Annotated in this window: 18 protein-coding genes and 1 riboswitch; of the genes, 12 read left to right on the forward strand and 6 right to left on the reverse strand. The window is 46.1% G+C overall.

The window, feature by feature from the left end; all coding sequences use genetic code 11:
* Nucleotides 1-91: 91 nt before the first annotated feature.
* From NE671_RS12545 to NE671_RS12565, 5 genes are all read left to right on the forward strand, one after another.
* The gene (locus NE671_RS12545) at nucleotides 92-754 is read left to right on the forward strand and encodes a DUF5110 domain-containing protein (protein ID WP_256164046.1); all 663 of its coding nucleotides are present in this window, start codon (nucleotides 92-94) and stop codon (nucleotides 752-754) included.
* 64 nt (nucleotides 755-818) lie between these two features.
* Complete coding sequence (locus NE671_RS12550) at nucleotides 819-1,277, forward strand: ferritin-like domain-containing protein (RefSeq protein ID WP_044961927.1); 459 nt, start codon at nucleotides 819-821, stop codon at nucleotides 1,275-1,277.
* A 109-nt stretch (nucleotides 1,278-1,386) separates the two neighbouring features.
* Entirely contained in the window at nucleotides 1,387-1,566 is a 180-nt protein-coding gene (locus NE671_RS12555; protein WP_015526328.1) for a DUF6472 family protein, read from the forward strand.
* A gap of 316 nt (nucleotides 1,567-1,882) precedes the next feature.
* On the forward strand, nucleotides 1,883-3,163 hold the full coding sequence (locus tag NE671_RS12560) for a 2-hydroxyacyl-CoA dehydratase subunit D (protein ID WP_092073479.1): 1,281 nt from the start codon (nucleotides 1,883-1,885) through the stop codon (nucleotides 3,161-3,163).
* On the forward strand, nucleotides 3,160-4,857 hold the full coding sequence (locus NE671_RS12565) for an acyl-CoA dehydratase activase (protein WP_256164048.1): 1,698 nt from the start codon (nucleotides 3,160-3,162) through the stop codon (nucleotides 4,855-4,857). Before NE671_RS12560 ends, NE671_RS12565 begins: the two co-directional genes overlap by 4 nt.
* Before the next feature lie 54 nt (nucleotides 4,858-4,911).
* Here the strand turns inward: NE671_RS12565 and NE671_RS12570 are convergent, their stop codons facing one another.
* Nucleotides 4,912-5,688, reverse strand: a complete 777-nt coding sequence (locus NE671_RS12570) for a helix-turn-helix domain-containing protein (RefSeq protein WP_147602698.1) — start codon at nucleotides 5,686-5,688, stop codon at nucleotides 4,912-4,914.
* 342 nt (nucleotides 5,689-6,030) lie between these two features.
* On the opposite strand from NE671_RS12570, the gene arfA reads away from it, so the two are divergent.
* The 5 genes from arfA (at nucleotide 6,031) to thiE (ending at nucleotide 11,436) form a co-directional block, all read left to right on the forward strand.
* The gene (gene arfA / locus NE671_RS12575) at nucleotides 6,031-7,536 is read left to right on the forward strand and encodes an arabinosylfuranosidase ArfA (protein ID WP_256164049.1); all 1,506 of its coding nucleotides are present in this window, start codon (nucleotides 6,031-6,033) and stop codon (nucleotides 7,534-7,536) included.
* A 70-nt stretch (nucleotides 7,537-7,606) separates the two neighbouring features.
* Nucleotides 7,607-8,596: an aldo/keto reductase gene (locus NE671_RS12580; protein ID WP_059086650.1), complete on the forward strand. Its 990-nt coding sequence runs from the start codon at nucleotides 7,607-7,609 to the stop codon at nucleotides 8,594-8,596.
* 322 nt (nucleotides 8,597-8,918) lie between these two features.
* A riboswitch (TPP riboswitch) is annotated at nucleotides 8,919-9,021 on the forward strand.
* A 337-nt stretch (nucleotides 9,022-9,358) separates the two neighbouring features.
* Nucleotides 9,359-9,913: an energy coupling factor transporter S component ThiW gene (thiW, locus tag NE671_RS12585; RefSeq protein WP_015526323.1), complete on the forward strand. Its 555-nt coding sequence runs from the start codon at nucleotides 9,359-9,361 to the stop codon at nucleotides 9,911-9,913.
* A complete protein-coding gene (locus NE671_RS12590) occupies nucleotides 9,876-10,778 on the forward strand; it encodes a hydroxyethylthiazole kinase (RefSeq protein WP_118609114.1) in 903 nt (300 codons plus the stop codon). Before thiW ends, NE671_RS12590 begins: the two co-directional genes overlap by 38 nt.
* A gap of 16 nt (nucleotides 10,779-10,794) precedes the next feature.
* Complete coding sequence (gene thiE / locus NE671_RS12595; protein ID WP_256164050.1) at nucleotides 10,795-11,436, forward strand: thiamine phosphate synthase; 642 nt, start codon at nucleotides 10,795-10,797, stop codon at nucleotides 11,434-11,436.
* Nucleotides 11,437-11,750: 314 nt separating this feature from the next.
* Here the strand turns inward: thiE and NE671_RS12600 are convergent, their stop codons facing one another.
* Nucleotides 11,751-12,197, reverse strand: a complete 447-nt coding sequence (locus NE671_RS12600; RefSeq protein WP_021652217.1) for an Lrp/AsnC family transcriptional regulator — start codon at nucleotides 12,195-12,197, stop codon at nucleotides 11,751-11,753.
* A gap of 399 nt (nucleotides 12,198-12,596) precedes the next feature.
* On the opposite strand from NE671_RS12600, the gene NE671_RS12605 reads away from it, so the two are divergent.
* Both NE671_RS12605 and NE671_RS12610 read left to right on the forward strand, forming a co-directional pair.
* Nucleotides 12,597-14,027, forward strand: coding sequence for an aspartate ammonia-lyase (locus NE671_RS12605; RefSeq protein ID WP_110103606.1), 1,431 nt, complete (start codon nucleotides 12,597-12,599; stop codon nucleotides 14,025-14,027).
* A gap of 202 nt (nucleotides 14,028-14,229) precedes the next feature.
* The gene (locus NE671_RS12610) at nucleotides 14,230-17,622 is read left to right on the forward strand and encodes a DEAD/DEAH box helicase (protein WP_256164051.1); all 3,393 of its coding nucleotides are present in this window, start codon (nucleotides 14,230-14,232) and stop codon (nucleotides 17,620-17,622) included.
* A gap of 179 nt (nucleotides 17,623-17,801) precedes the next feature.
* Here the strand turns inward: NE671_RS12610 and NE671_RS12615 are convergent, their stop codons facing one another.
* The 4 genes from NE671_RS12615 to NE671_RS12630 all read right to left on the reverse strand — a co-directional run bounded on the left by NE671_RS12615 (nucleotide 17,802) and on the right by NE671_RS12630 (nucleotide 22,772).
* The gene (locus NE671_RS12615) at nucleotides 17,802-19,175 is read right to left on the reverse strand and encodes a sodium-dependent transporter (protein ID WP_256164052.1); all 1,374 of its coding nucleotides are present in this window, start codon (nucleotides 19,173-19,175) and stop codon (nucleotides 17,802-17,804) included.
* A 183-nt stretch (nucleotides 19,176-19,358) separates the two neighbouring features.
* The gene (locus NE671_RS12620; RefSeq protein ID WP_255621158.1) at nucleotides 19,359-20,273 is read right to left on the reverse strand and encodes a helix-turn-helix transcriptional regulator; all 915 of its coding nucleotides are present in this window, start codon (nucleotides 20,271-20,273) and stop codon (nucleotides 19,359-19,361) included.
* A gap of 14 nt (nucleotides 20,274-20,287) precedes the next feature.
* Nucleotides 20,288-20,965: a response regulator gene (locus NE671_RS12625; protein WP_256164053.1), complete on the reverse strand. Its 678-nt coding sequence runs from the start codon at nucleotides 20,963-20,965 to the stop codon at nucleotides 20,288-20,290.
* A 1-nt stretch (nucleotide 20,966) separates the two neighbouring features.
* Nucleotides 20,967-22,772: a sensor histidine kinase gene (locus NE671_RS12630; protein WP_118368587.1), complete on the reverse strand. Its 1,806-nt coding sequence runs from the start codon at nucleotides 22,770-22,772 to the stop codon at nucleotides 20,967-20,969.
* Nucleotides 22,773-22,887: the final 115 nt, after the last annotated feature.

The following is a 22,887-nucleotide window of genomic DNA, read 5'->3' on the forward strand; positions in this document are numbered from 1 at the left end:
GTGTTTGCCAATGCAGTAGTGGGAGAAGCAAGAATCCCCCTGCTTTAGCTGTGGGGAGTGTCAAACAGGTCTGCGCTATGAGGGTGGACGAATGGTGGATATGTACCGTACTCTGGACAGTATTCCGGTTCTTGCAAAAGCAGGCGGTATTCTGGTGATGACCGATGAGATCCGTGGAACAGAGGCGGAAAAGAATCCGGAAAGCCTGAATATCCGGGTATTCCCGGGGGCTGACGGAAGCTTCAGATTGTATGAGGATGACAACGAAACCTGTGCTTACGAAAATGGTACCTGTGTATTTACGGAAATGGATTATAAGGAAAAGGATCAGGGAGTGTTTACCATTCATCCCGCACAGGGAAAAACAGAGCTGATCCCGGCAAAGAGAGCTTATACCGTGGAGTTCTGTAATTTTGCGAAAACAGGAACAGATACTGTGAAGGTTCTGGTTAACGGAGCAGAGACTGAGGCTGCTGTAAAATATGAAGAGAAGCTTCAGAAGATCTGTGTGGAAGTGGAAGCAGACACAGCGGCAGAGGTGCAGATCATTCTCGCTGGCGAAGTGGCAGATAATCAGACAAAAGAGCGTGTCTTTGATTTCCTGAACCAGGCAGAGATCGGTTTTGTGCTGAAGGACAGATTATATCAGCTGATCACAGCAGGAAAGAAGCTGCCGGTTCTTCTGTCGGAGCTTCAGTCCATGGAGCTGGACAAGGATCTTTACGGAGCACTGATGGAGATACTGACTGCGTAAAATATGAATAAAATCGCGTTTCCAAACCATACTATCATTATTATCAAAAGAAAGGATGATCATAATGATATTAAAGGAAAAAGAGCGCACAGTGATCCAGGATCTTCAGACACAGGAAAAAAGCTGCATTGAAAAATATGGAAAATATGCACAGCAGGCCAGGGATCCGGAGCTTAAAAGCTTATTTCAGACTCTTCAGAAAAAAGAGCAGGAGCATTACGATTCCCTGAGCCAGGTGCTTTCCGGTACAGTTCCACAGGTAAACTGTAATGATAGTGACGGCCGTGATTACCAGCCAAAGGCTGCTTACACATCGGTGATGTCCTCAGAGGATAAGGAACACGATGCTTTTCTTGCAACAGACTGTATCGGAACAGAAAAGCTGATTTCCGGAGAATACAACTCGGATGTTTTTGCTTTTGAAGACAGTGGTGTGAGGAAGCTTCTGGCAGATATCCAGGTGGAAGAGCAGAATCATGCGGAGATGCTTTACAAATACAAGACTGTGAACGGAATGTTCTGATATATAAAAAAGAGGGAGGATTTCAGTAATGGAATTCTTCCTTTTTTTATTATATAATCAGGAGAACAGCAGGGAGAAATACTTTCCTGCAAAGAGAGGAGAAATAAATATGAAGGGAACCAGCTGCGAATACTGTGCAAACTATACATATGATGAAGAGTGTGACGAATATTATTGTGATGTCAATCTGGATGAGGATGAATATTATCGTTTTGTGAGCAGTGATTACAAGGAATGTCCGTATTATCGTTCCGGAGATGAATATAAGGTGGTACGTCATCAGATGTGATACAGAGTAACGGAAAAAACAGAGCAGAAAATAATATGATAAGACAAATGCAGGTTTTCCATGAAAAGGAATGAGAGTTTTGTGGAAAATCTGCATTTTGATGTTTTGATATGTGCAAAAGGCTTCAAATTTGTAAAAATTAGCGTGTTTACATTTGAAAAAAATATCTTTATAATAAAAATATTGGTCTGACAGGTGGAGCCTTTATACCATCCAGACGATGATAATGCTACAGGATTTTGTCTGAGACAAAATTTCGGGTAAGCGTCTGACAGACTTATAATAGATTTTTTGATTTGACGGAGGATGTGACAGATTGGATATTATAAAGAAATTCGGGGATATGGTGGGAGAGAAATCCATCAGGGATCCGGAAAAAGCACGAAAACTTCTTCTCACTGGATACCGGCTTCAGGAAAAACGTCTGCAGCTTTTTCCTGACAGGAAGCTTCCGGCTTCGGGACAGTATGTAGCCCGTGTAGTCATGCAGAATATTATCAAAGCTCTTGCAAAACCGGACGATACCGCTCTGGTGAGCATTTTTGTACCGGGAGAGCTTCTGACAGCAGCAGGGATCACTCCGTATTCCGTGGAGGCAATGTCCTGCTTCATCGCCGGAACCAGATGTGAGCAGGCATTTCTGGCACAGACGGAATCAGAGGGCTTTCCGGAAACCATGTGCTCCTATCACAGAGTTTTTCTGGGAGCGTCCATGACAGGATTGGTACCGAAGCCCAAATGTACCATCTACACAAACCTTGCCTGCGATGGAAACATGATGACGTTTCCTTATCTGAAACAGAAATATCAGATCCCGGGCTTTTATATTGACGTACCCTATGAAAAAAATCAGGATTCCATCAGCTATGTTGCAGATCAGCTCCGTGAGCTGAAGAAATTCCTGGAGGATGTAGGCGGGAAAAAAATCTCCGAGCAGTCGGTACAGCGTGCAGTTGCCAACAGCAATGAAGCGGCCTCCTATTACAGCAGCCAGCTTGCCCTCAGAAAGGATCACGATCCGGTGACTTCCCTGACAAATGAGCTGTATGCGATCTTTATGTGCCATCTTCTGGCGGGCTCAGAGGAATCCCTGAAATACACAAAAATGCTTCTTGAGGATGTGAAGAAGGCACCAAAGGGGGAAGGTCTTCATATTTTGTGGATGCATATGATGCCGTTTTTGCAGGAGCCGGTAAAGGATGTATTTAATTACAGCCAGAACGTGCATATCCGTGCCTGTGATTTTGTTGCAGACGGTTTTCAGCGGATGCAGGCCTCGGATCCTTATGAGGCCCTTGCGGAAAAAATGGTCAACTGCATTTACAACGGAAGTGTGAAGCAGAGGATCCGGCGTGCCCAGGAGCTGGCGAACCTTACAGAGGCAGACGGCGGGATCCTTTTTGCGCATTGGGGCTGCAAGGGAACCATCGGAGCTTCCAGCCTGATCAAAAATTCTCTGGAAAATGCAGGACTTCCAACCATGGTCCTGGACGGTGACGGCTGTAACCCGGCCAATTCCAGTGACGGCCAGGTATCCACACGACTTCAGGCATATCTGGAAATGCTGTCAGAAGGTAAGGAGGAAAAACGGTCATGATACATTACGTCTGTAAATATACACCGCTGGAGCTGTTTAAGGGCTTTGGCGAGGAATGTGCGGTTCTTGAGGAAATGCCGGAGAATTTTGAGCTTTCGGACCAGATCGCCCATGCTAATCTCTGTGGCTTCGGAAAATCTGTGATCCAGGCAGTGCTGGAGGGAAAGGTAGAGCAGCTTGTTCTTGTTAACTGCTGCGATTCCATGCGCCGTGTGTACGACATTGTGGAAAGTACCGGTAAATGTAAATTTCTGTACATGCTGGACATGCCTCATGAGGATAACGACTGTGAAAAGGTGAAGCTTGCCCAGGGCATCCACCGTCTGAAGAAAGCTTATGAGAAATTTTCGGGGAAAACCTTCGACAGAAGTGGATTTCTGAATGCTTTTTCCCATGAGACTGTGGATAACCAGCCGTATATCGGTGTTCTGGGTGTCCGTGTCAGCGGCATCCTGGAAAAAATGATCCGGGATAATATCCGCATGGATGTGGAAAACCTGACCTGTACAGGTGGAAGACGTCTTGCAGTGATCCGTGAGGAGCTGGAAAAAATGGAAGACGATGCCATGTTCCTGGCTTATGCGGATGCACTTCTTTCACAGATGCCCTGCTTTCGTATGAACAACAGCACCCGAAGAAACCGGCTGTATCTGGATCCGAACCTAAAGGGGATCATTTATCATACTATTAAATTCTGCGACTATTACGGATTTGAGTATGCAAGCATCAAGCGTGATATCAAGGTTCCGCTTCTGAAGATCGAGACAGATTTTACCAGCCAGAGTGCAGGACAGCTCCTTACCAGAGTGCAGGCTTTTGCGGAGACCCTGGAAGGCTCTGAGGATATGGACCCATCAAAAGGAATCAGCGAGGAGATAAGGAAAAAAATGGAATCAGGAGTTTATTATGTGGCAGGGATCGACAGCGGTTCCACAAGTACGGATGTTGTGATCCTGGATAAAGACGGAAAAATTAAATCGACCATGATCATTCCCACAGGCGGCGGCGCTATGATGAGTGCAGAGAAGAGCCTGGAGATGGCCGTGGAAAAAGCAGGGATCAGGAAAGAAGATATCGTGCGTATCGTTACTACCGGATATGGACGTGCCTATATTGACAGTGGTGATGACAGTATCACAGAGATTACCTGTCACGCAAAGGGAGCTCATTATCTGAATCCGAATGTGCGTACAGTTATCGACATCGGCGGTCAGGATATCAAGGCGATCAGCATTGACGAGAACGGTGCGGTAAAAAATTTCCTGATGAACGATAAATGTGCAGCAGGAACCGGACGATTCCTGGAAATGATGGCCCGTACTCTTGGACTTTCCCTGGAGGAGATGAGTACCCGTGGTCTGGAGTGGAAAGAGAACGTAGTGATCTCAAGCATGTGTACTGTATTTGCAGAGTCCGAGGTAGTTTCCCTGGTTGCCCAGAATAAGGACGTGGCAGATATCATCCATGGTCTGAATGTATCTGTTGCTTCCAAGGTAGGAGCTCTTGCAGCCCGCCTTGGCAAAAAGAATCCGGGGGAATACATGATGACCGGTGGTGTTGCCAGAAATAAAGGTATCATCCAGGCACTGGAGGAGAAGCTGGGTGCGAAGCTTTATATCTGTGATGAGGCACAGCTTTGTGGTGCGCTTGGTGCGGCACTGTTTGCTTATGAGAAGTGTAATGCGGCACGGTGATCAGATCAGACAAGTTGCCTGCGCAGTGAATGCAGAGTGTGAATATCCTTTTGGTCAGGGGCGGCGTGCCCACTCACTGGGCGAACAGCCACAGTTCTTTCGGAAGTACCGGCTGAAGTGGGAGAGATTTGAAAATCCGCACAGCAGAGCCACCTGTTGAACAGGCAGAGCTTCGTTGGTGAGCAGATTTTTGGCTTTTTCCAGACGGAGCAGATTCAGGTCAGCATGAGGGGTGCTGTCAAAAAAATTCCGGTAACAGGAATAAAACTGACTTTTTTCGAGATTAGCCATGGCGCAGAGCTTTTCTGTTGTCCATGGCTTTTCGTAATTTGTAAGCATTTCCAGACGGATTTTTTGGAACAGGCTGCAGAGCTCCGAGTCTGAAGACTTGCCTGTATCTGTACTGCGGAGTTCCCGCGAGGCTGTGATCATTAGCTGGCAGAGCAGGGCATACTCGTAGTCCCGGGAAAAAACTTCTCTGTTCAGATATTCATGCTGCAGCTTCTGGATACAGTGATCGATCTCCTGGCAGTCACTGGGGTAAAAAATTTCGTTGCAGGGAAGTCCGAACCGTTTTGCCAGGTTTTCTCCGCAGGAAAAATGGACATAACTGTTCCGGAATTTTCGCACAGCCTGATAATGCTGGGGATTTCCCGGAATATAAAAGATGCAGGCATTATCCCGGGTGACAGTAAGCTGACCGCCCAGATAAACCTTCATTGGTGTTTTAAATAAAAGAAAAAGAAAATCTCCGCTTCCCTCCGGCCGGAAAATCCTGTCGTAATCGGAGTTGGAACGGTTGTATTCGCAGAAATTTAAGGTGAAATCCATGAAAATGCTGCGCTCCTTTCATTACGTAGATCAGACAATCCGACTGTGGCATTGTAAAGAACTTTCTGTCTGGAAGTATAAAGTAAAGTGACAGAGGGACGTCCGTCTGGTAAGATTGTCTTTACGATAAATCTTACCGGAAAAAAAGTCAACTATTTCGGAAGATAATCACTGGTATGGATAGAACAGGATGGTAAAATGAAACATAGAAACGGTTGATTTCCGATCTGTCTGAGAGTGTGTGAGCGAACAGAGGCGTAAGAGCCTGTATATGGCGGAATCGGAAACAGAGTCCAATGCAGTGGCAGGCAGAAAATAATAATTTACAGGAGGATTTTTACAATGAAAAAAGCGCAGATCATCGTGGACAAATATTTCCTCACCGGAAAAACAGACAAAAGGATCTATGGTTCCTTTATAGAACATCTCGGACGTGCGGTTTATGAGGGGATTTATCAGGAAGGCAGCCCCCTTTCTGATGAGCAGGGATTTCGGAAGGATACTCTGGAACTGGTAAGGGAGCTTCAGGTACCGATCGTTCGTTATCCGGGCGGAAATTTTGTATCCGGATTCCGTTGGGAGGATAGTGTCGGGCCGAAAACTCAGCGTCCGTCCAGACCGGAGCTGGCCTGGGGTGTCATCGAGACAAACCAGTTTGGACTCAATGAGTTTGTGGACTGGTCCAGAAAAGCCGGCAGCGATGTGATGATGGCAGTAAACCTGGGAACAAGAGGACCGGAGGATGCGAAAAATCTTTTGGAATACTGTAACTTTAAGGGTGGTACCTATTACAGTGATCTCCGTAAAGCTCACGGCTATGAACAGCCGCATGATATCAAATTATGGTGTCTCGGAAACGAGATGGACGGTCCGTGGCAGATGGGACATAAAACTGCGGCAGAGTACGGAAGAGTTGCAGCAGAGACTGCCCGCCTGATGAAATTTATGGATCCGGAGGTTGAGACTGTTGCATGCGGAAGCTCCAGTCTGGAAATGCCTACCTTTGGCTCCTGGGAGTATACGGTTCTTGACGAGGCTTACGATCAGGTGGATTATCTTTCCCTGCATCAGTACTATGGAAATGCATCGGGAGACACTGCCGATTTTCTGGCAAGCTCCAAGGGTATGGATGATTTTATCTCAGGAGTGGTTTCCATCTGCGATGCTGTAAAAGCAAAGAAGCATGGAAAAAAACAGATCAATCTTTCCTTCGACGAATGGAACGTATGGTACCACAGCAATGAACAGGATAAAAAGCTGGAAAAATGGGTACAGGCGCCCCATCAGCTGGAGGATGTTTATAACTTTGAGGATGCACTTCTTGTGGGAAGCATGTTGATCACACTTCTCCGTCATGCAGATCGTGTAAAGATCGCCTGCATGGCACAGCTGGTAAATGTTATTGCGCCGATCATGACATCCGATACAGGCGCATGGCGTCAGACGATCTTTTATCCGTATATGCTGACAAGTGTGTTTGGAAGAGGAACCGTCCTTAATACACAGGTTCTCACACCGGTATACGAGAGCAAAACTTATGGCGAAGCGCCATATCTGGATTCTGTGTGTGTCTGGGATGAGGAAAAGGATACGCTGACGATCTTTGCAGTGAATAAGAGTCTGGATGAGGATATGGAAGTTTCCTGTGACTTAAGACAGTTTGAGGGATATAAGATCGTAGAGCATATTGTACTTAATAATGACGATCTTCAGGCAGCCAATACAGAGGCTCAGCCGGAGAATGTAGTTCCTGTAAAAGCCAGTGCAGAATGCTCAAAGCTGGACGGCGGAAAACTGGAAGCAGTTTTTGCAAAACACAGCTGGAATATGATCCGTCTTGCGAAATAAGGGCCGGTGAAGTATAGTAAAAGTAGTTACAGAAAATGTAAATCATGCTACATTATGGGAGGTCTTTTTTATGTACACACCTGCAAAGGAACGCTACGAAACTATGGAGTACAACCGCTGCGGTGAAAGCGGCCTGATGCTTCCGAAGGTGTCTCTTGGATTATGGCATAATTTCGGAGATACTTCTGATTATGAAAACATGAAGCAGCTGTGCTTTACAGCTTTTGACAATGGTATCACACAGTTTGACCTTGCCAATAATTACGGACCTGCCTATGGAAGTGCGGAACGGAATTTCGGCAAGATCCTGAAAGAAGAACTGATGCCATACCGTGATGAGCTGATCATCACAACAAAGGCAGGCTATGATATGTGGGAGGGCCCTTATGGAAACTGGGGCAGCCGCAAGTATCTTCTGGCAAGCCTTGACCAGAGCCTGAAGCGCATGGGTCTGGAATATGTGGATATTTTTTACCATCACAGAATGGACCCGGAGACTCCGCTTGAGGAGACTATGGGGGCGCTGGCAACAGCGGTTCAGCAGGGCAAGGCCCTTTATGTGGGACTTTCCAATTATGATGGAAAAACCTTAAGCCAGGCGGCAGCGATCCTGAAGGATCTGAAATGTCCCTTTGTGATCAACCAGAACCGGTATTCCATTTTTGACAGAACAGTGGAAGAAAACGGTCTCAAGAGAACCACCGGCATTTTGAAAAAAGGTCTGATCACCTTTAGCCCTCTTGCTCAGGGACAGCTGACAGACCGTTACCTGAACGGGATCCCGGAGGACAGCCGTATCCGCAAAGATGGAAGATTCCTTAAGGAAAGTGTGCTGACGCCGGAGCGTCTGGATCAGATCCGGAGACTGAACGATCTGGCAGCCCAGCGTGGAGAGAAGCTGGCTGATATGGCACTTGGCTGGCTGCTTCAGCATAAGGAAGTTACCAGTGTTCTGATCGGAGCTTCCAAGCCGCAGCAGATCCTTGATAATGTGAAAGCGATCCACTGTGCACCGTTTACAGCTGAGGAGCTGCGTCTGATCGACGAGATTTCAAAATAAGATTTATATACTTCCTGTTTTACTATGAAAAGTAGTGAAGCAGGGAGTTTTTTATGCCAAAATAATTGTTTAACTGAATTAGGAAAGTTTCCGGGTTACTGTTTACTGGTAATATTCCGCGAGGTGTTTTTTGTGAGCGAAGGTCACAGAAAACCCGAGACATACCGCGCGAATTTATGCGATTAGCATAAATTCTGTGCATCGCGAAGCGTGTTGCTGAGAACGGAGTGAACAGTAACGTCTCCGGCGGGAGTGCAAAGAGCAATAAGCAGTGGAGGTTTGACAACGGGATAGGTGTGTGCTATATTGAAAAACAGAAAAGAAAAGAGCCAGCGGGAGCTTGTGTGACAGGCTGAGAGGAAGATAGATCTTCGACCGTACCTGATTTGGGTAATGCCAACGGAGGGATTGTGATCTGAGAGCGTGTCTCCGTGGAGTTTGCCATGGGATGCGCTCTTTTCGGATGCAGGAATGGAACTGGAATGGTCTGACAATGGGGGGATGTGAAAGTGACAGAGACTGCATGTGGAGCTTCTGCGAAAGAGCGGGCAGGAAGGGGAGCGCCTTAATGTCTGGCAGGAGAGTGATATTCCGGAGGATTTTTCCGGAAGGATCATGTAAGCGATGGGAATCCGTGTTTTCGGAGTGAGAGGAAGTAAGGGAACTTCGACCGCCAAAATCTAAGGGCAGACTGCAGCAGACGGGAAGCTTTTGCCCGGATCTGACAGGGTTCTGCCTGATATTTCAGGGAGGAAAAACACTATGGAAAAACAAAGGATGCACACGCTTCGTATGGTAATGCTGGCAATGATGGTTGCGATCGGTGTCGTTATTTCACCGATCCTGAGGATTGAGGGAATGTGCCCCACGGCGCATCTTGTCAATATCGTATGCTCGGTTCTGATGGGACCGTGGTATTCCCTTCTCTGTGCGACCATGATCGGCGTGATCCGTATGATGTTCATGGGAATCCCGCCACTTGCACTGACCGGTGCAGTATTTGGCGCATTCCTTTCAGGTGTGTTCTACAGACTTTCCAAAGGCAAGATCATCTGCGCGGTGATCGGTGAGATCTTTGGAACGGGTATCATCGGATCCATGGTTTCTTATCCGGTGATGGCATTCCTGATGGGAAGAGGCGGACTGACAGCATTTTATTATACGCCGATGTTCCTTGCAGCAACCACAATGGGAGGATGTGTTGCCTATATTTTCCTGAAGGCTCTGAGTAAAGCAGGTCTTCTGGTGAAATTCCAGGCAGCTTTGGGTTCAAAAACATATGAGACAAAGAATTTTACAACTGCGAAAGCGAATTAAAGAAGAAAAGCCGCTGATCCATTGCATCACCAATCCGATCTCGATCCATGACTGTGCCAACGTGGTCCTTGCAGTAGGTGCAAGGCCGATCATGGCGGAGCATCCGGCAGAGGTGACAGGTATTACGGCATCGGCTGGTGCGTTGATGCTGAATCTCGGGAATATTACCGATGCCAGGATCGAGTCAATGAAGCGTTCTATGAGAACAGCGATGGAAAATAAGATTCCGGTTCTTCTGGACCTGGTAGGGGTTGCCTGCAGTGATCTCAGGCTGGATCTGGCACGGGAGCTTTTAAGGATCGGTCATCCGGCAGTGCTGAAGGGAAATATGTCAGAGCTTCTGGCTGTTTCCGGGCTGCCGTCTCATGCGATCGGAATCGATGCGGGTGTCGAGGATGCTCTGACTGAGGAAAATATCGATGGAGTCAGTGAAGTGCTTAAGGCTTTTTCCAGAAATAATCAGGCAATCGTGCTGGCTACCGGGAAACAGGATTTTGTTACGGATGGTGAACGGGTTGTTCTGGTACAAAATGGCAGTGCGGCGCTGTCCGGGATCACAGGAACCGGCTGTATGGTCGGTGCACTGACTGCGGCGTTTTTGCCGGGGTGCGAAGATAATATTGCGAAAGAGATGACGGATAGTATAGAGGCAGGTGTCTGGTCTGGCGTTGAGATGGAATTAAATGGGAGATCCGGGAATTATCTGGCTGCGGCAGTGCTTGGTACTGCACTTATGGGTATCGCCGGCGAGGAAGCGGAGAAGATTTCCCGCGGTCCGGGAAGCTTTCAGGTAAATCTGCTGGATGAGATCTATGGGCTTTCGGATCGACAGCTGCTGGATCTGTTGAAGATTGAAATGTACTGAAAAAGAGGGGATTAGGATGGATAGAAAAGATTTGGATGTAACGTTGTATCTGGTGACGGATAGTTCTTATCATACGGAGGAGTCTTTGCTCCGTACGGTTGAGGAGGCTTGTAAGGGTGGTGTGACTCTGGTCCAGCTTCGCGAGAAGAATAAGGGTGGACGGGAGTATCTGGATAAGGCTTTTAAGGTGAAGGAGATCACAGATCGTTACAATGTGCCGCTGATCATTGATGATCGTGTGGATGTGGCGCTGGCCTGTGATGCGGCTGGTGTGCATGTTGGAGCTTCTGATATTCCGGTTGCTGTGGCAAGGAAGCTGATGGGACCGGATAAGATCGTGGGGGCTACTGCCAAGACGGTGGAGGCTGCTGTGAAGGCTTATGAGGATGGTGCGGATTATCTTGGTGTGGGGGCGATTTATCCTACTACTACTAAGGTTGTGACGATCCTTACCAAGGTTTCTACGTTGAAGGATATCTGTGAGGCGGTTCCGATTCCTGTGGTTGCGATCGGGGGATTGAATGCCGGGAATATGGATGTGCTTGAGGGCGCCGGTATGAGTGGTATGGCGGTTGTTTCTGCGATCATGAAGGCGGAGGATCCGAAGAAGAATGCGCGGGAGCTGAAGGAGAAGATTGTTGCTTTGATGGGAAAGTGATTTAGGACATGAGTGAAGAGCAGTGGTGGATTTGAGGTTCATTGCTGTTCTTTTTTTGTTGAAATACGGACGCCCGTGAGGCGTGTGCTGCCTGTCGCCGGAGCTTCGTCGGGGGCTGGCTTCTAGGCTGGCGGAATTCTGCTAAAACCGTTTTCCAAAAGTCCGAACTCGCGTCTTGCAGCCGCTCAGACAGCGGACTTTTGAAAAACAACGCAGATTTCCGCCAGCCAAGAATCAGCTCCCCTCCTGCAGAGTCCGGCGACAGGCAGCACACGCCTCACGGGCTGGTTTTTCAAGGCGGCAGGGGAGGGTGGTTACTCCACCGGCAGATCTCTGTGTTCTACGCTGGTGGAGAATACGATCTGTGTTTTGGTGCGGCCGAACTGCTGGAGTTCGTTGATGAAGTGGTCCAGTTCCATGGTGGAGCGGAAGGCTACTTCGATGAGCATGGAGTAATCGCCGGTGACGCAGTTGCATTCGATGACGTTTGGGATGGACTGGATGAAGGGATAGAAGTCTTTTTTTTGGTTGGGTTCTACTTCCAGGTTGATGAATGCTTTTATATGATAACCGAGAAATACCGGGTTGATCTGGGCATGGTAGCCTGTGATCAGCCCGTTTTTTTCGAGGTGTTCGATCCTGGCGGAGACAGCGGGGGAGGAAAGGAAGACTTCCTTTGCGATTTCCTTTACCGGAGTGCGGGCGTTTTTCTGAAGCATTTCGATGATTTTTCGGTCGATGTTGTCGAGTTTGTGTTCCATGTAGAATGTCTCCTTTCAATGAAAAAAATGTTATTTGTAACTGGTACAGAGCTGCGTAGGGAAGTGGATTGAAAATAGGTATTTCTGTATTGATTATACTGCGTGTGTTATCACAACACAAGAAACGACTTAATAAAAATAAGAAAAATAAAAGAAATTCTTAAAAAGATTAATATAAACTATTGAAAAACACGGATAATCGTGGTTTTCAATTAAAAGTATTTACAAGCCACAAAGAAAGTGTTAGTTTCTTAGGCATCAGAAAAACAGCTGCTGATAAAAATGAAAATAACAGAATGATTTGTAAACAGTGAATATCCGTCGGACCGAAAAAATGAGATCAGAGGGCGGAGCAAATCAGATGTGCACAGGATCAGAAGAAAGAAGAGGGATGACAAAATGACAACAGAAACAAGACTGGAAGCAGATTCGATCGGAACTATGGAAGTGCCTGCAGAGGCTTATTACGGAGTTCAGGCTTTAAGGGCAAAACAGAATTTTCCTATTACAGGTACAAAGCTTCATCCGGTATTTATCAGGAACCTGGCACAGATTAAAAAAGCAGCAGCTATCACTAATAATAATGCAGGGCTTCTTCCGGAGGATAAGGCAGATGCCATTGTCAGAGCCTGTGATGAAGTGATCGCAGGAAAATTGGCTGAGGAATTTATCGTAGATGCCATTCAGGGTGGTGCCGGAACCAGCGCAAATATGAATATGAATGAGGTGATCGCAAACAGAGCCGGTGAGATCCTCGGATGTCCGAAGGGTAGCTATAAAATGGTCCATCCAAATGATCACGTAAACATGGCGCAGTCCACCAATGATGTGATCCCGACGGCCGGTAAGCTTACCGTTCTGGATCTTCTTGCACCTCTGGAAAAAGCACTGGTAAGACTTGAGAAGGAGCTTGCAAAAAAGGCAGAGGAGTTCGATGATGTGATCACTATGGGACGTACACAGCTTCAGGATGCAGTTCCGATCCGCCTTGGTCAGGTGTTCCACGGTTATGCGTCCATGGTTTCCAGAGACAGGAAACGTATCGAAAAGGCTCACAGGGAAATGTACACCGTAAACCTTGGAGGAACTGCAGTGGGAACTGCTATCAACGTTTCCGATTCTTATTTTTATAAGATCGTGCCAAATCTGGAAAAGCTTACAGGTTATCCGCTGAAACAGGCCGAGGACCTTTTTGACGCAACAGAAAATCTGGACGGCTTTGTTGCCGTATCCGGTGTAGTAAAAACCTGTGCGGTGGATCTTTCCAAGATGTGCAACGATCTTCGACTGATGTCTTCCGGCCCGAAAACCGGATTTGGGGAGATCAATCTTCCAGCAAAGCAGAATGGGTCTTCCATCATGCCAGGTAAGGTAAATCCGGTCATTCCGGAGGTAGTAAGCCAGGTCGCTTTCCACATCGTAGGACATGATACCACCATTACCATGGCGGCAGAAGCCGGACAGCTGGAGTTGAATGCTTTTGAGCCGGTTGTATTTTGTAATCTTTTTGAATCCATTACGACTCTGGAAAAAGCAGTGGATACATTGAGCGTAAACTGCATCACAGGAATCACCGCAAACCGCAAACACTGCAAAGACCTGATGGAAAGCAGTGCAGGAATTGCAACGGCTCTTTGCCCGCATATTGGCTACAAGGCGTCTGCAACCATCGCAAAAACTGCAGTAAAAACCGGCAAGTCTGTCCGGGAACTTGTTCTGGAACAAGGGATCATGACTGAGAAAGAGCTGGAAGAGGTTCTTGATCCGTATCTGATGACAGAAGTCGGAGAAGAGCGGAAAGAGGATGAAGCAAGAAGGAAAGCCTGCTGAGAAAGTTATCTGTACCAACGTATGACGGGAACGTCTGATGCAGCAATTCATTTCAGAGCAGCTGAACCTGATGCGGGATTTTATGGAAATGCTATAGGCAGATCAGGAATGAGATATCAATGAGTACTATAAGGAGACTTGTCACAGTGCAGGTCTCCTTTTATAATGGAAGAAATGCGATAAGAAAAGAAGGGAAAGATACATGCTTAAACGAACAGCCATACGGGTACTTTGTAATACAACGGTATATCAGAGAGGTCTTGATATTTATCGTACCGGAAAGAGGATCCAGTCGCTGGATATTAAGTCGGAAGGAGCTGTGGATAAAATATCTGCAGCAGTGAAGGGAAGTGGGCGTAATGTATACAATACAGGCTTTCAGTATGATACAGAAGCGGACCGCATAAAAGAAGCATACTGTGACTGCCCGGCCTTTCGCAGCTATTCCGGGATCTGTAAGCATTGCGTGGCAGTGCTTCTGGAATATGGAGACCGTAAGGCCTATGAGCGTGTGGAAATCCGCAGACAGCAGGATGAGGAACAGAAGCAGGCAGAGTTATTCAGCGGAACAGCATTTCCGGCTGCTTTATCCGGACCAGGGCAGCCTGCAACGAAAACCACCGTTGAGCTGAAAAGCCTCCTTAATCGCCAGCTATACAGCCGTATGCTTCCGTTTTCCGGGGATCCGTATTTTGGCAGGGTGGAGCTGGAAACCTGCCTGAAATTTAATTCTGTGAGAAATTGTTTTACCGTGGAATTCCGCGTTGGCTGTGAGAAAAAATATATCCTCAAGGATGTGTTGGCCTTTGTGTGGAATCTGGATCATAATGAGAAGGTTTCTTATGGAAAAAATCTGGAATTTATCCATTCAGATGAAGCTTTTTCAGAAGGATCCAGAAGCGTGCTGGCCTTTATCAGGGAATGGGTCGAGAATCATCACGGCACTTACATGTCCAGATATGAACAGCTGAAGAATATAGCTGTGGAAAAGGTGAGGGATCTTACCGTTGACAGAAAAGAACTTGAGGATCTGCTTCTTATACTTGGCGAAAAAAGTTTCAAGTTCAAAATGAACAATGATCCGGAGACAACATGGCATTCTGTCAGAGAAATTCCAGACAGGACGCTGATGATCCGGAAGAAGGATCAGGGGTTATCTCTTGAGATCGCGCCGGTATACAGTGTGACAGGTATACGGTATCATATGTATTTTGATAATGCGAAGGTATATCTGGTTTCCAGGCAGGAGCTTGGAGCAGTGGAGGAATTTGTTGCCTGTCTGGAGCGGCTTCCTGCAGGCCGAGGCTTTATTGATAAACCGGATGTGCCTGCGTTTGTGCGTGAGCTGCTTCCTTCCCTGAAAAAATTTTTTCACTGTGATCTCAGGGATTTCCCGGAAGAAACAGGTCTTGAATGCTACAAGGCTGCATATGAGATCTATCTGGATGCGCCGGAGCGTGACTGGATCACCTGTAAGGCATTTTCTGTTTACGGGAAGGATAAATTTTCGGTTTTTGACCGAGATGTGTCTGCCCGCACCAGGGATATTCCGGGAGAGCTTGGTGTGTTTGCGCTGCTGTCAAAATATTTTAACGGATATGATGACCAGCGGATGGAGCTGGCATTGGATTGTCGTGCCGAGGAACTGGAATCTTTGTGCAGGGAAGGTTCAGGGAAACCTGACAGTGTGAAAGATTCCGAAGAAAAGCTCTATCAGCTTCTTACTGAAGGGATCCCCGCCATGCAGAAAGTTGCAGCTGTCTATATTTCCCAGTCCATCAAACAGATGCGGGTGACAAAGCTGCCAAATATCCGTCTTGGCGTTTCTCTGTCAGCCGGACTTCTGAACCTGGATCTGGATGTGGAGGGGATGGATCAGGCGCAGCTTTTTGATATTCTTTCCAGGTACGATCGCAGGAAAAAATATTTCCGCCTGAAGGATGGCAGCTTTCTGGATGTTTCCGATGGTCAGCTCAGGGAGCTTTCTGCTCTGAAAAATGGACTGCAGATCAGTGATCGTGAACTGAAAAAAGGAAAGACTCAGGTTCCGGCCTATCGTGCTATGTATCTGGACAGTCAGCTGAAGGGCGGCGATCTGATCAAAGTAGAGAAGGATAATGCCTTTCGTGCGTTGATCCGGAACATGCAGACAATGGAAGAACATAAATTTCAGATTCCCAGGGAGCAGGAAAAAATCCTCCGGGGCTATCAGAAAGAGGGCTTTTACTGGATCAAAACTCTGAAGCATAATCAGTTTGGAGGGATCCTGGCAGATGATATGGGACTTGGAAAAACCCTCCAGGTGATCACATTTCTCTGGTCAGAATTTCAGGAATCTGCGCCGGGAGAAAACAGACGTGCCCTTGTGATAACGCCTGCTTCGCTGGTGTTTAACTGGATGAACGAGATCGAACGTTTTGCGCCGGGACTTCCGGCTACCGTTGTGACAGGTGATGTGAAGGAGAGGAAAGCACTGATCAAAAATGCGGGAGAACGGGAGGTTCTGATCACCTCCTATGACCTTCTGAAACGGGATCTGAAGGCTTATCAGAATCTGGATTTTGCTGTGCAGATCATTGATGAGGCGCAGTATATCAAGAATCACGGAACTCAGGTGGCAAAGGCTGTGAAAGAGATCCGGTCGGAATTCAGGCTTGCGCTGACCGGTACACCGGTGGAGAACAGGCTCAGTGAGCTGTGGAGTATTTTTGATTTTCTGATGCCGGGATTTTTGTATTCTTATGAGAAATTCCGCAAGGAAATAGAGCTTCCAGCTGTGCAGTACAGCAATTCCGATGCGATGGAGCGTCTGCAGAAAATGATCCGTCCTTTTGTGCTGCGGAGATTGAAGAGGGATGTGCTGAAGGATCTTCCGGATAAGCTGGAAAAAGATATGTTTTCCCCGTTGGAAAGCGAGCAGAAGGAGCTGTATGAGGCCCATACGGAACGGCTTCGCCTGATGCTTGGGATGCAGTCGGATGCGGAGTTTCGCACTTCTAAACTGCAGATCCTTGCAGAGATCACGAGGCTGCGGCAGATCTGCTGTTATCCGGGACTGGTATATGAAGGATACAAAGGGAATTCTTCCAAGCTGGAGATGTGCATGGAGTTGGTTCAGAATGCGGTGAATGGCGGACATAAGCTCCTGTTGTTTTCCCAGTTTACTACCATGTTGGATGTGCTGGCTGTCCGTCTGAAAAAAGCAAAAGTTTCTTTTTATATGTTGACCGGATCGACTTCCAAGGAAAAACGGGCGCAGATGGTACATGCATTTAATGAGGATGATACTTCTGTTTTCTGCATTTCTCTGAAAGCAGGGGGAACAGGCCTGAATCTTACGGCAGCTGATATTGTGATCCACTACGATCCCTGGTGGAATCTTGCCGTGCAGAATCAGGCAACAGACCGTGTCCACCGCATCGGTCAGCAGAACGTTGTCAGTGTCTACCGCCTCTTTATGAAAGACACCATAGAAGAACGAATCCGGGCTCTTCAGGAAAGAAAACGGGAACTGGCTGATGAGATCTTAAGCGGCGAGGGAATCGGCCAGGCTTTGATCAGCAGAGAGGAAGTACTGGAGCTGCTAGGCAGGTAAAATTCTTAACTGAATCAAGTAAGTTCCCTGCTTCAATTACAAAAAGCAATACGCGGTGAGGGGACTTGCTTGTATCGGGAAGAATGCAGGCTGTGAATATCCGCCTGACTCAACAAAAACACCCCCGATGGAAATCGCGTGTGTAAATTACATACGATATCCGTCAGAGGTGTTTTATTTTATGCAAAAAACTTATCGTACAGACCAAAGAAGAAGATAAACAGAATGATCAGCGGCAGGATATAAGTGATGTATCCGCGCATCCATTTCCGGATCTTCATGCCTTTTCCGGTGTTGGCTTCTTTTGTGAAGTTTTCCCAGCCCCAGCCACGTTTGGAAACGCAGAAAAGCAGGTATACAAGAGAGCCAAGCGGAAGCAGAAGGTTGCTTACCAGGAAATCCTCGAAGTCGAGAACCGCACCTCCGAATACATCGAATCCGCTCCAGCTCCATACGTTGTAACCAAGAACGCATGGCAGAGAAAGAAGGATGATCACGATCGCGTTGATAAGACTGGATTTCTTACGGCTCCAGCCGGTAAGCTCCATACCGCAGGAAATAATATTTTCAAATACAGCCAGGATGGTAGAGAAAGCTGCAAATGACATAAAGATGAAGAACAGGCTTCCCCACAGTCTTCCAAGCGGAATGTGGTTGAAAATATTCGGCAGTGTGATGAAGATCAGGCTCGGTCCGGAAGTCTGGTCAACATTAAATGTGAAACATGCCGGGAAAATAATAAGTCCGGAGGTGATCGCAACAAAAGTATCCAGAAGCGCAATATTCACGGATTCACCAAGCAGTGCATGATCTTTTCCGATGTAGCTTCCGAAGATCGCCATGGCACCGATACCAAGGCTGAGAGTGAAGAATGCCTGGTTCATAGCACCGGTAATGGTAGAAATAATACCGATCTCTTTCATACGCTCGAAATCCGGGATCAGGTAGAATTTCAGTCCCTCTTTGGCACCATCCATGGTAAAACTGTTGATGGCAAGAACAACCATGATCACCAGAAGAGAGATCATCATAACCTTGGTAACTTTTTCAAGGCCGTTCTGAAGACCGCGGGAGCAGACAAAAACACCTGCAATAACAACAACGATCATCCAGAATCCCATAGTAACGGGCTGGCCAAGCATGTTGGTAAACTGTCCTGCAACACCGTCGGAATCAAGTCCCTGGAATTTACCAGTGGCTGTCATATAGAAGTAATTCAGCATCCAGCCTGTAACAGTGGTGTAAAACATCATCAGGAGATAACATCCGATCAGAGTGATATATCCATGGATGTGCCATTTCTGTCCTGGTTTTTCCAGTGCGTAATATGCTTTGACAGGACTCTTCTGGCTGGCACGTCCAACAGAAAACTCCATAGTCATAACAGGAAGTCCAAGAAGGGCCAGGAAGATCAGGTAAAACAGTACGAATGTGCCGCCACCGCCCTGTCCGGCCATGTAAGGGAATTTCCAGACGTTTCCGATTCCGATGGCACAGCCAGCAGAAATCAGAATGAATCCCAGACGGGATCCAAGTTTTTCTCTTTCTTTCATAACTCACCTCATTATTGCAGTATGGTAAACTGCTATTTGTATAAAGTCGCAGGTTTTATCTTAACACATTCCGGGATATTGCACAATAAAAAGAACTTGCATTTTACATAAAACATATGTTAGAGTAAAATGTAATTTTAATGAGATGAAGCGGTGAAACGTTACGCTTTAATTAGATGAAGATCATATGCCGATAGAACCTGGATAACTGTTCTTTTCAGTCAGGGATACAAAGTTTTTTGGAGAGATTCCGTAATATTTCCGGAAACATTTGCTGAAATATCCGGAATCAGAAAATCCGCATAAAGAAGCTACATTTTGAATGGAAGGGCTGTCTTCCAGAAGAAACTGTCTGGCTTTTTTCATGCGGCAGACATTGATATATGAGGTAAGTGTAACTCCGGATTCCTGACTGAATACAGCAGAGAGATGCTGGGGATTGACAAAAAAATGGGAAGCAATGGTTTCAAGACGAAGATCCGGCTGATTAAAATTCAGACAGATATATTCCTGAACCTGGGATACAAGAGCTGACTTCCGCGGATTTTTTTCATCAGCAAGAGAATCCAGAACTGCCTTGCAGGTAGACTGGAGCAGTTGTTTTAACTGCAGGGCACTCTGGCAGTTCTGGTAAGTATTCAGGGCGTTTTCCAGAAGAGGAAAAAGCGTTTCACGCTGACTGCACTCCGTGATAAAACCGTCAAGTACAGTAAGAAAAGCAGCAGCTACACTCCAGGTCTGCCGGATATGGATTTTTTTGGTGATGATATCGTTGAAATATTCATCAATATATTTACAGAGAGCCGGTGAATTTTGCTGGCGCAGAAAGATCAGGATATCATTATAAACCAGAGGCTTTAATGTAAAATCACCGGAATGGGACTGGGGCGTGAAATAAAGAAATCCGGAAGAAGACGCAGTTCTGTTATGAAAAACAGAAAGAGCCTCTTCATAGGAATAGCGGATTCCTTCCACGCCTTCATGAGGTGTTCCACAGCAGAAAAAAGTGGAAATCTGTGCGATATTATCATATATCCCGGCAAGTCTGAGACAGGATTGTTCCAGATCGGTAAAAGAAAAATCAGAGCTTTTTTCCATGATGATATACTGTCTCATCTGAGAATAGTCAATGTAAATAAGCTCTTTGCACACAGGCTGTAAGATTTCCCTGCATATATTTTCCAGGATGGTGTGGAGCAGAGAAAATCACCTTTTTCATCCCATATTTCCGGATTGGCATTGTGGATCTCCATAAGAATGGTAAGATAATCGGAAGTTTTATGAATCGGAATTTTTTCCAGATCATCCGGGGAAATGGTTGTTCCGCTGATCACCTTCTGGAAGAAATTAAGCTGCATTTGCCGTGTATACAGATCGCGGAACTGAAAATAATTATTCACATAACTGTTTCTGGAATTTTCCTGATCGATCTCGTCACTTACTTTCTGGAGTGTCTCCATAAGCTCCCGGTGATCCAATGGCTTCAGGAGGTATCCGCGGACCTGAAGAGAGATGGCTTTTTTGGCATAGTCAAAATCTTCGTATCCTGTGGAAAGGATGAACCTGGTATGACAGTCTGTTCCAAGAGCTGCGATCATATCCAGACCGCTCATAACCGGCATGGATATATCCACAAGGGCAATATCGGGTTTAACATTTTCAATAAGCCGGATTCCGGCCTGTCCGTTATTAGCTTCCCCTGCAATGTTATAAAGGTTTTGTTTTTCAAGAAAATTGATCAGAGATTTTCTGAAAAAAACTTCGTCGTCAATAATTACAAGTGTTTTCACTTTATATTTCCCCCTCGATCAGATTTTTGTCAGGTATTACTATGGTTACAGTGGTTCCCTTTTCAGGTGAACTTTCGATGGTAAGTCCGTAATTCTCACCGTAGAGAAGAGCAATCCTGTGGTTGATACTTGGAAGCCCGAAAGAATGTCGGGCAGTTTTGAAGTCTCTGATAGAACGGTTAAGTTCGGCAAGTTTTTCCGGCGGGATACCGGAACCATTATCAGAAACAGAAATACAGATGGTACCATTTTTGATAGAAACAATTAAGTGAATATGGCATATCTGGCTGGTAAGTCCGTGGACAAAAATATTTTCCACAACAGGCTGTATGGTCAGCTTGGGTATCTCTGCCCCATGATCCTCCCAGGACGGCTCATAGATGATCTCGTAATCAACAAAATCCATATACCGCAGATTCTGGATATAAAGATACTGTTCTGTAAGAAGCAGCTCCTGGCGCAGAGGAATGATAAACTGTCCCTTTGAAAGAGAGTTTCTGTAGAAAGATGACATGGCAGACACTGCTTTTACTGCGGTATCATTCATATCAATTTCTATGAGAGACTTGATGGTGTTTAAAGTATTATAAAGAAAATGGGGATTGATCTGGGACTGTAAAAGACGTATTTCCATTTTCTGTTTGGCATTTTGTTCCTCATAGATATCGTTAAGTAATGTCTGGATCTTCTGCATCATAAGGTTAAACTGGTTATAGAGAACTGCAAGTTCATCATTTGAAGAGTAACTGGCAGAAATATTCAGCTTTCCGGCAGATGCAGATTTCATTTTTTCCACAAGTTTCTGTATAGGTGCGGTGACAGTACCTGTACATAATATGGAAAAAAATACAGATAAAATAAACACTACAATGCTGATCAGAAGAATGTTGTGCAGGATCACCATATGATCCAGAGTCAGGCTTTCCAGAGGAATCAGGTTGATCACATTCCAGTTTAGGTCAGGATAGGATTTGCAGATAAAAAGAGTGTCAGTGCCGTCTACGGAAAAAAACTGCCTGTCGGTTTCTGTCAGGGTTTTATAATTCTCTGAACTGATTTTTGTATAGGATGAGAAGTCTTTATAAATACCTCCGGATGAAGAAGAGGAAAGTATCTGTCCATTTTCATCAGTAATATAGAAATCCCTGGAAGAGCTGTCCGGAAGGTCGCGGAATGCAGAGGAAATATTTGTTTCTCTGATCAGAAGGACCAGGGCGCCCAGATATTTGGTGTTATCAATGTTTGTAATACTTTTTAAGGCTACAAAGGTTGGCTCCCCACTTATCTGGAAGGGTCCGAGAAACTGAAAGGCCAGATTAGTCTGAAGGCTGTCAAGGACTTCGGGACCTAAAATGGAATCAAGCTGATCTGTTTCTGTGGTACTGCTGTGAAACCAGTGGTTTTCTGTATCCAGGATATCCCAGGCATAGATGTTTTTGTGAAGTCCGATGATACGCTGGGCCTGGTCTGTAAGCTCGGAATTTACCAGAAAATGTTCCAGTGTGTTTTCGGGAACTGTGGGATTTTCTTTTAAAACATCGGCGATATTGCTGTTGATGGAAAGGGTGATGGCATAGTTTGATATATTATCGATCTTTTCTCCAAGGTTGCTGGTGATCAGGGATAGCTGCTGCTGACTGGAAAGTGCGGCACGCTTGATCAGTACTTTTTTGGATGCAGTATAAAAAAACACGGAAGTAAGCATGAGTATCAGAGAACTGAGCAGCAGATATGTAATAAAAAGCCTGCGTTTCAGACTGATTCCTAAAAATAAGTGAAACACCTTTTTTTTCAGATTTTCTATCATGGAATCCCCCCTCTGGTTTTATTGGCTACATTATATAATAAGGGAAAAATTCTCACAAGTGTGGGGGAAAGATTGGAGAAAATATTCCAGGTACAGCGAAGATTTTCCATGTATT

Source organism: Blautia sp. DFI.9.10 (assembly GCF_024461705.1).
GTDB lineage: Bacteria > Bacillota > Clostridia > Lachnospirales > Lachnospiraceae > Blautia_A > Blautia_A fusiformis.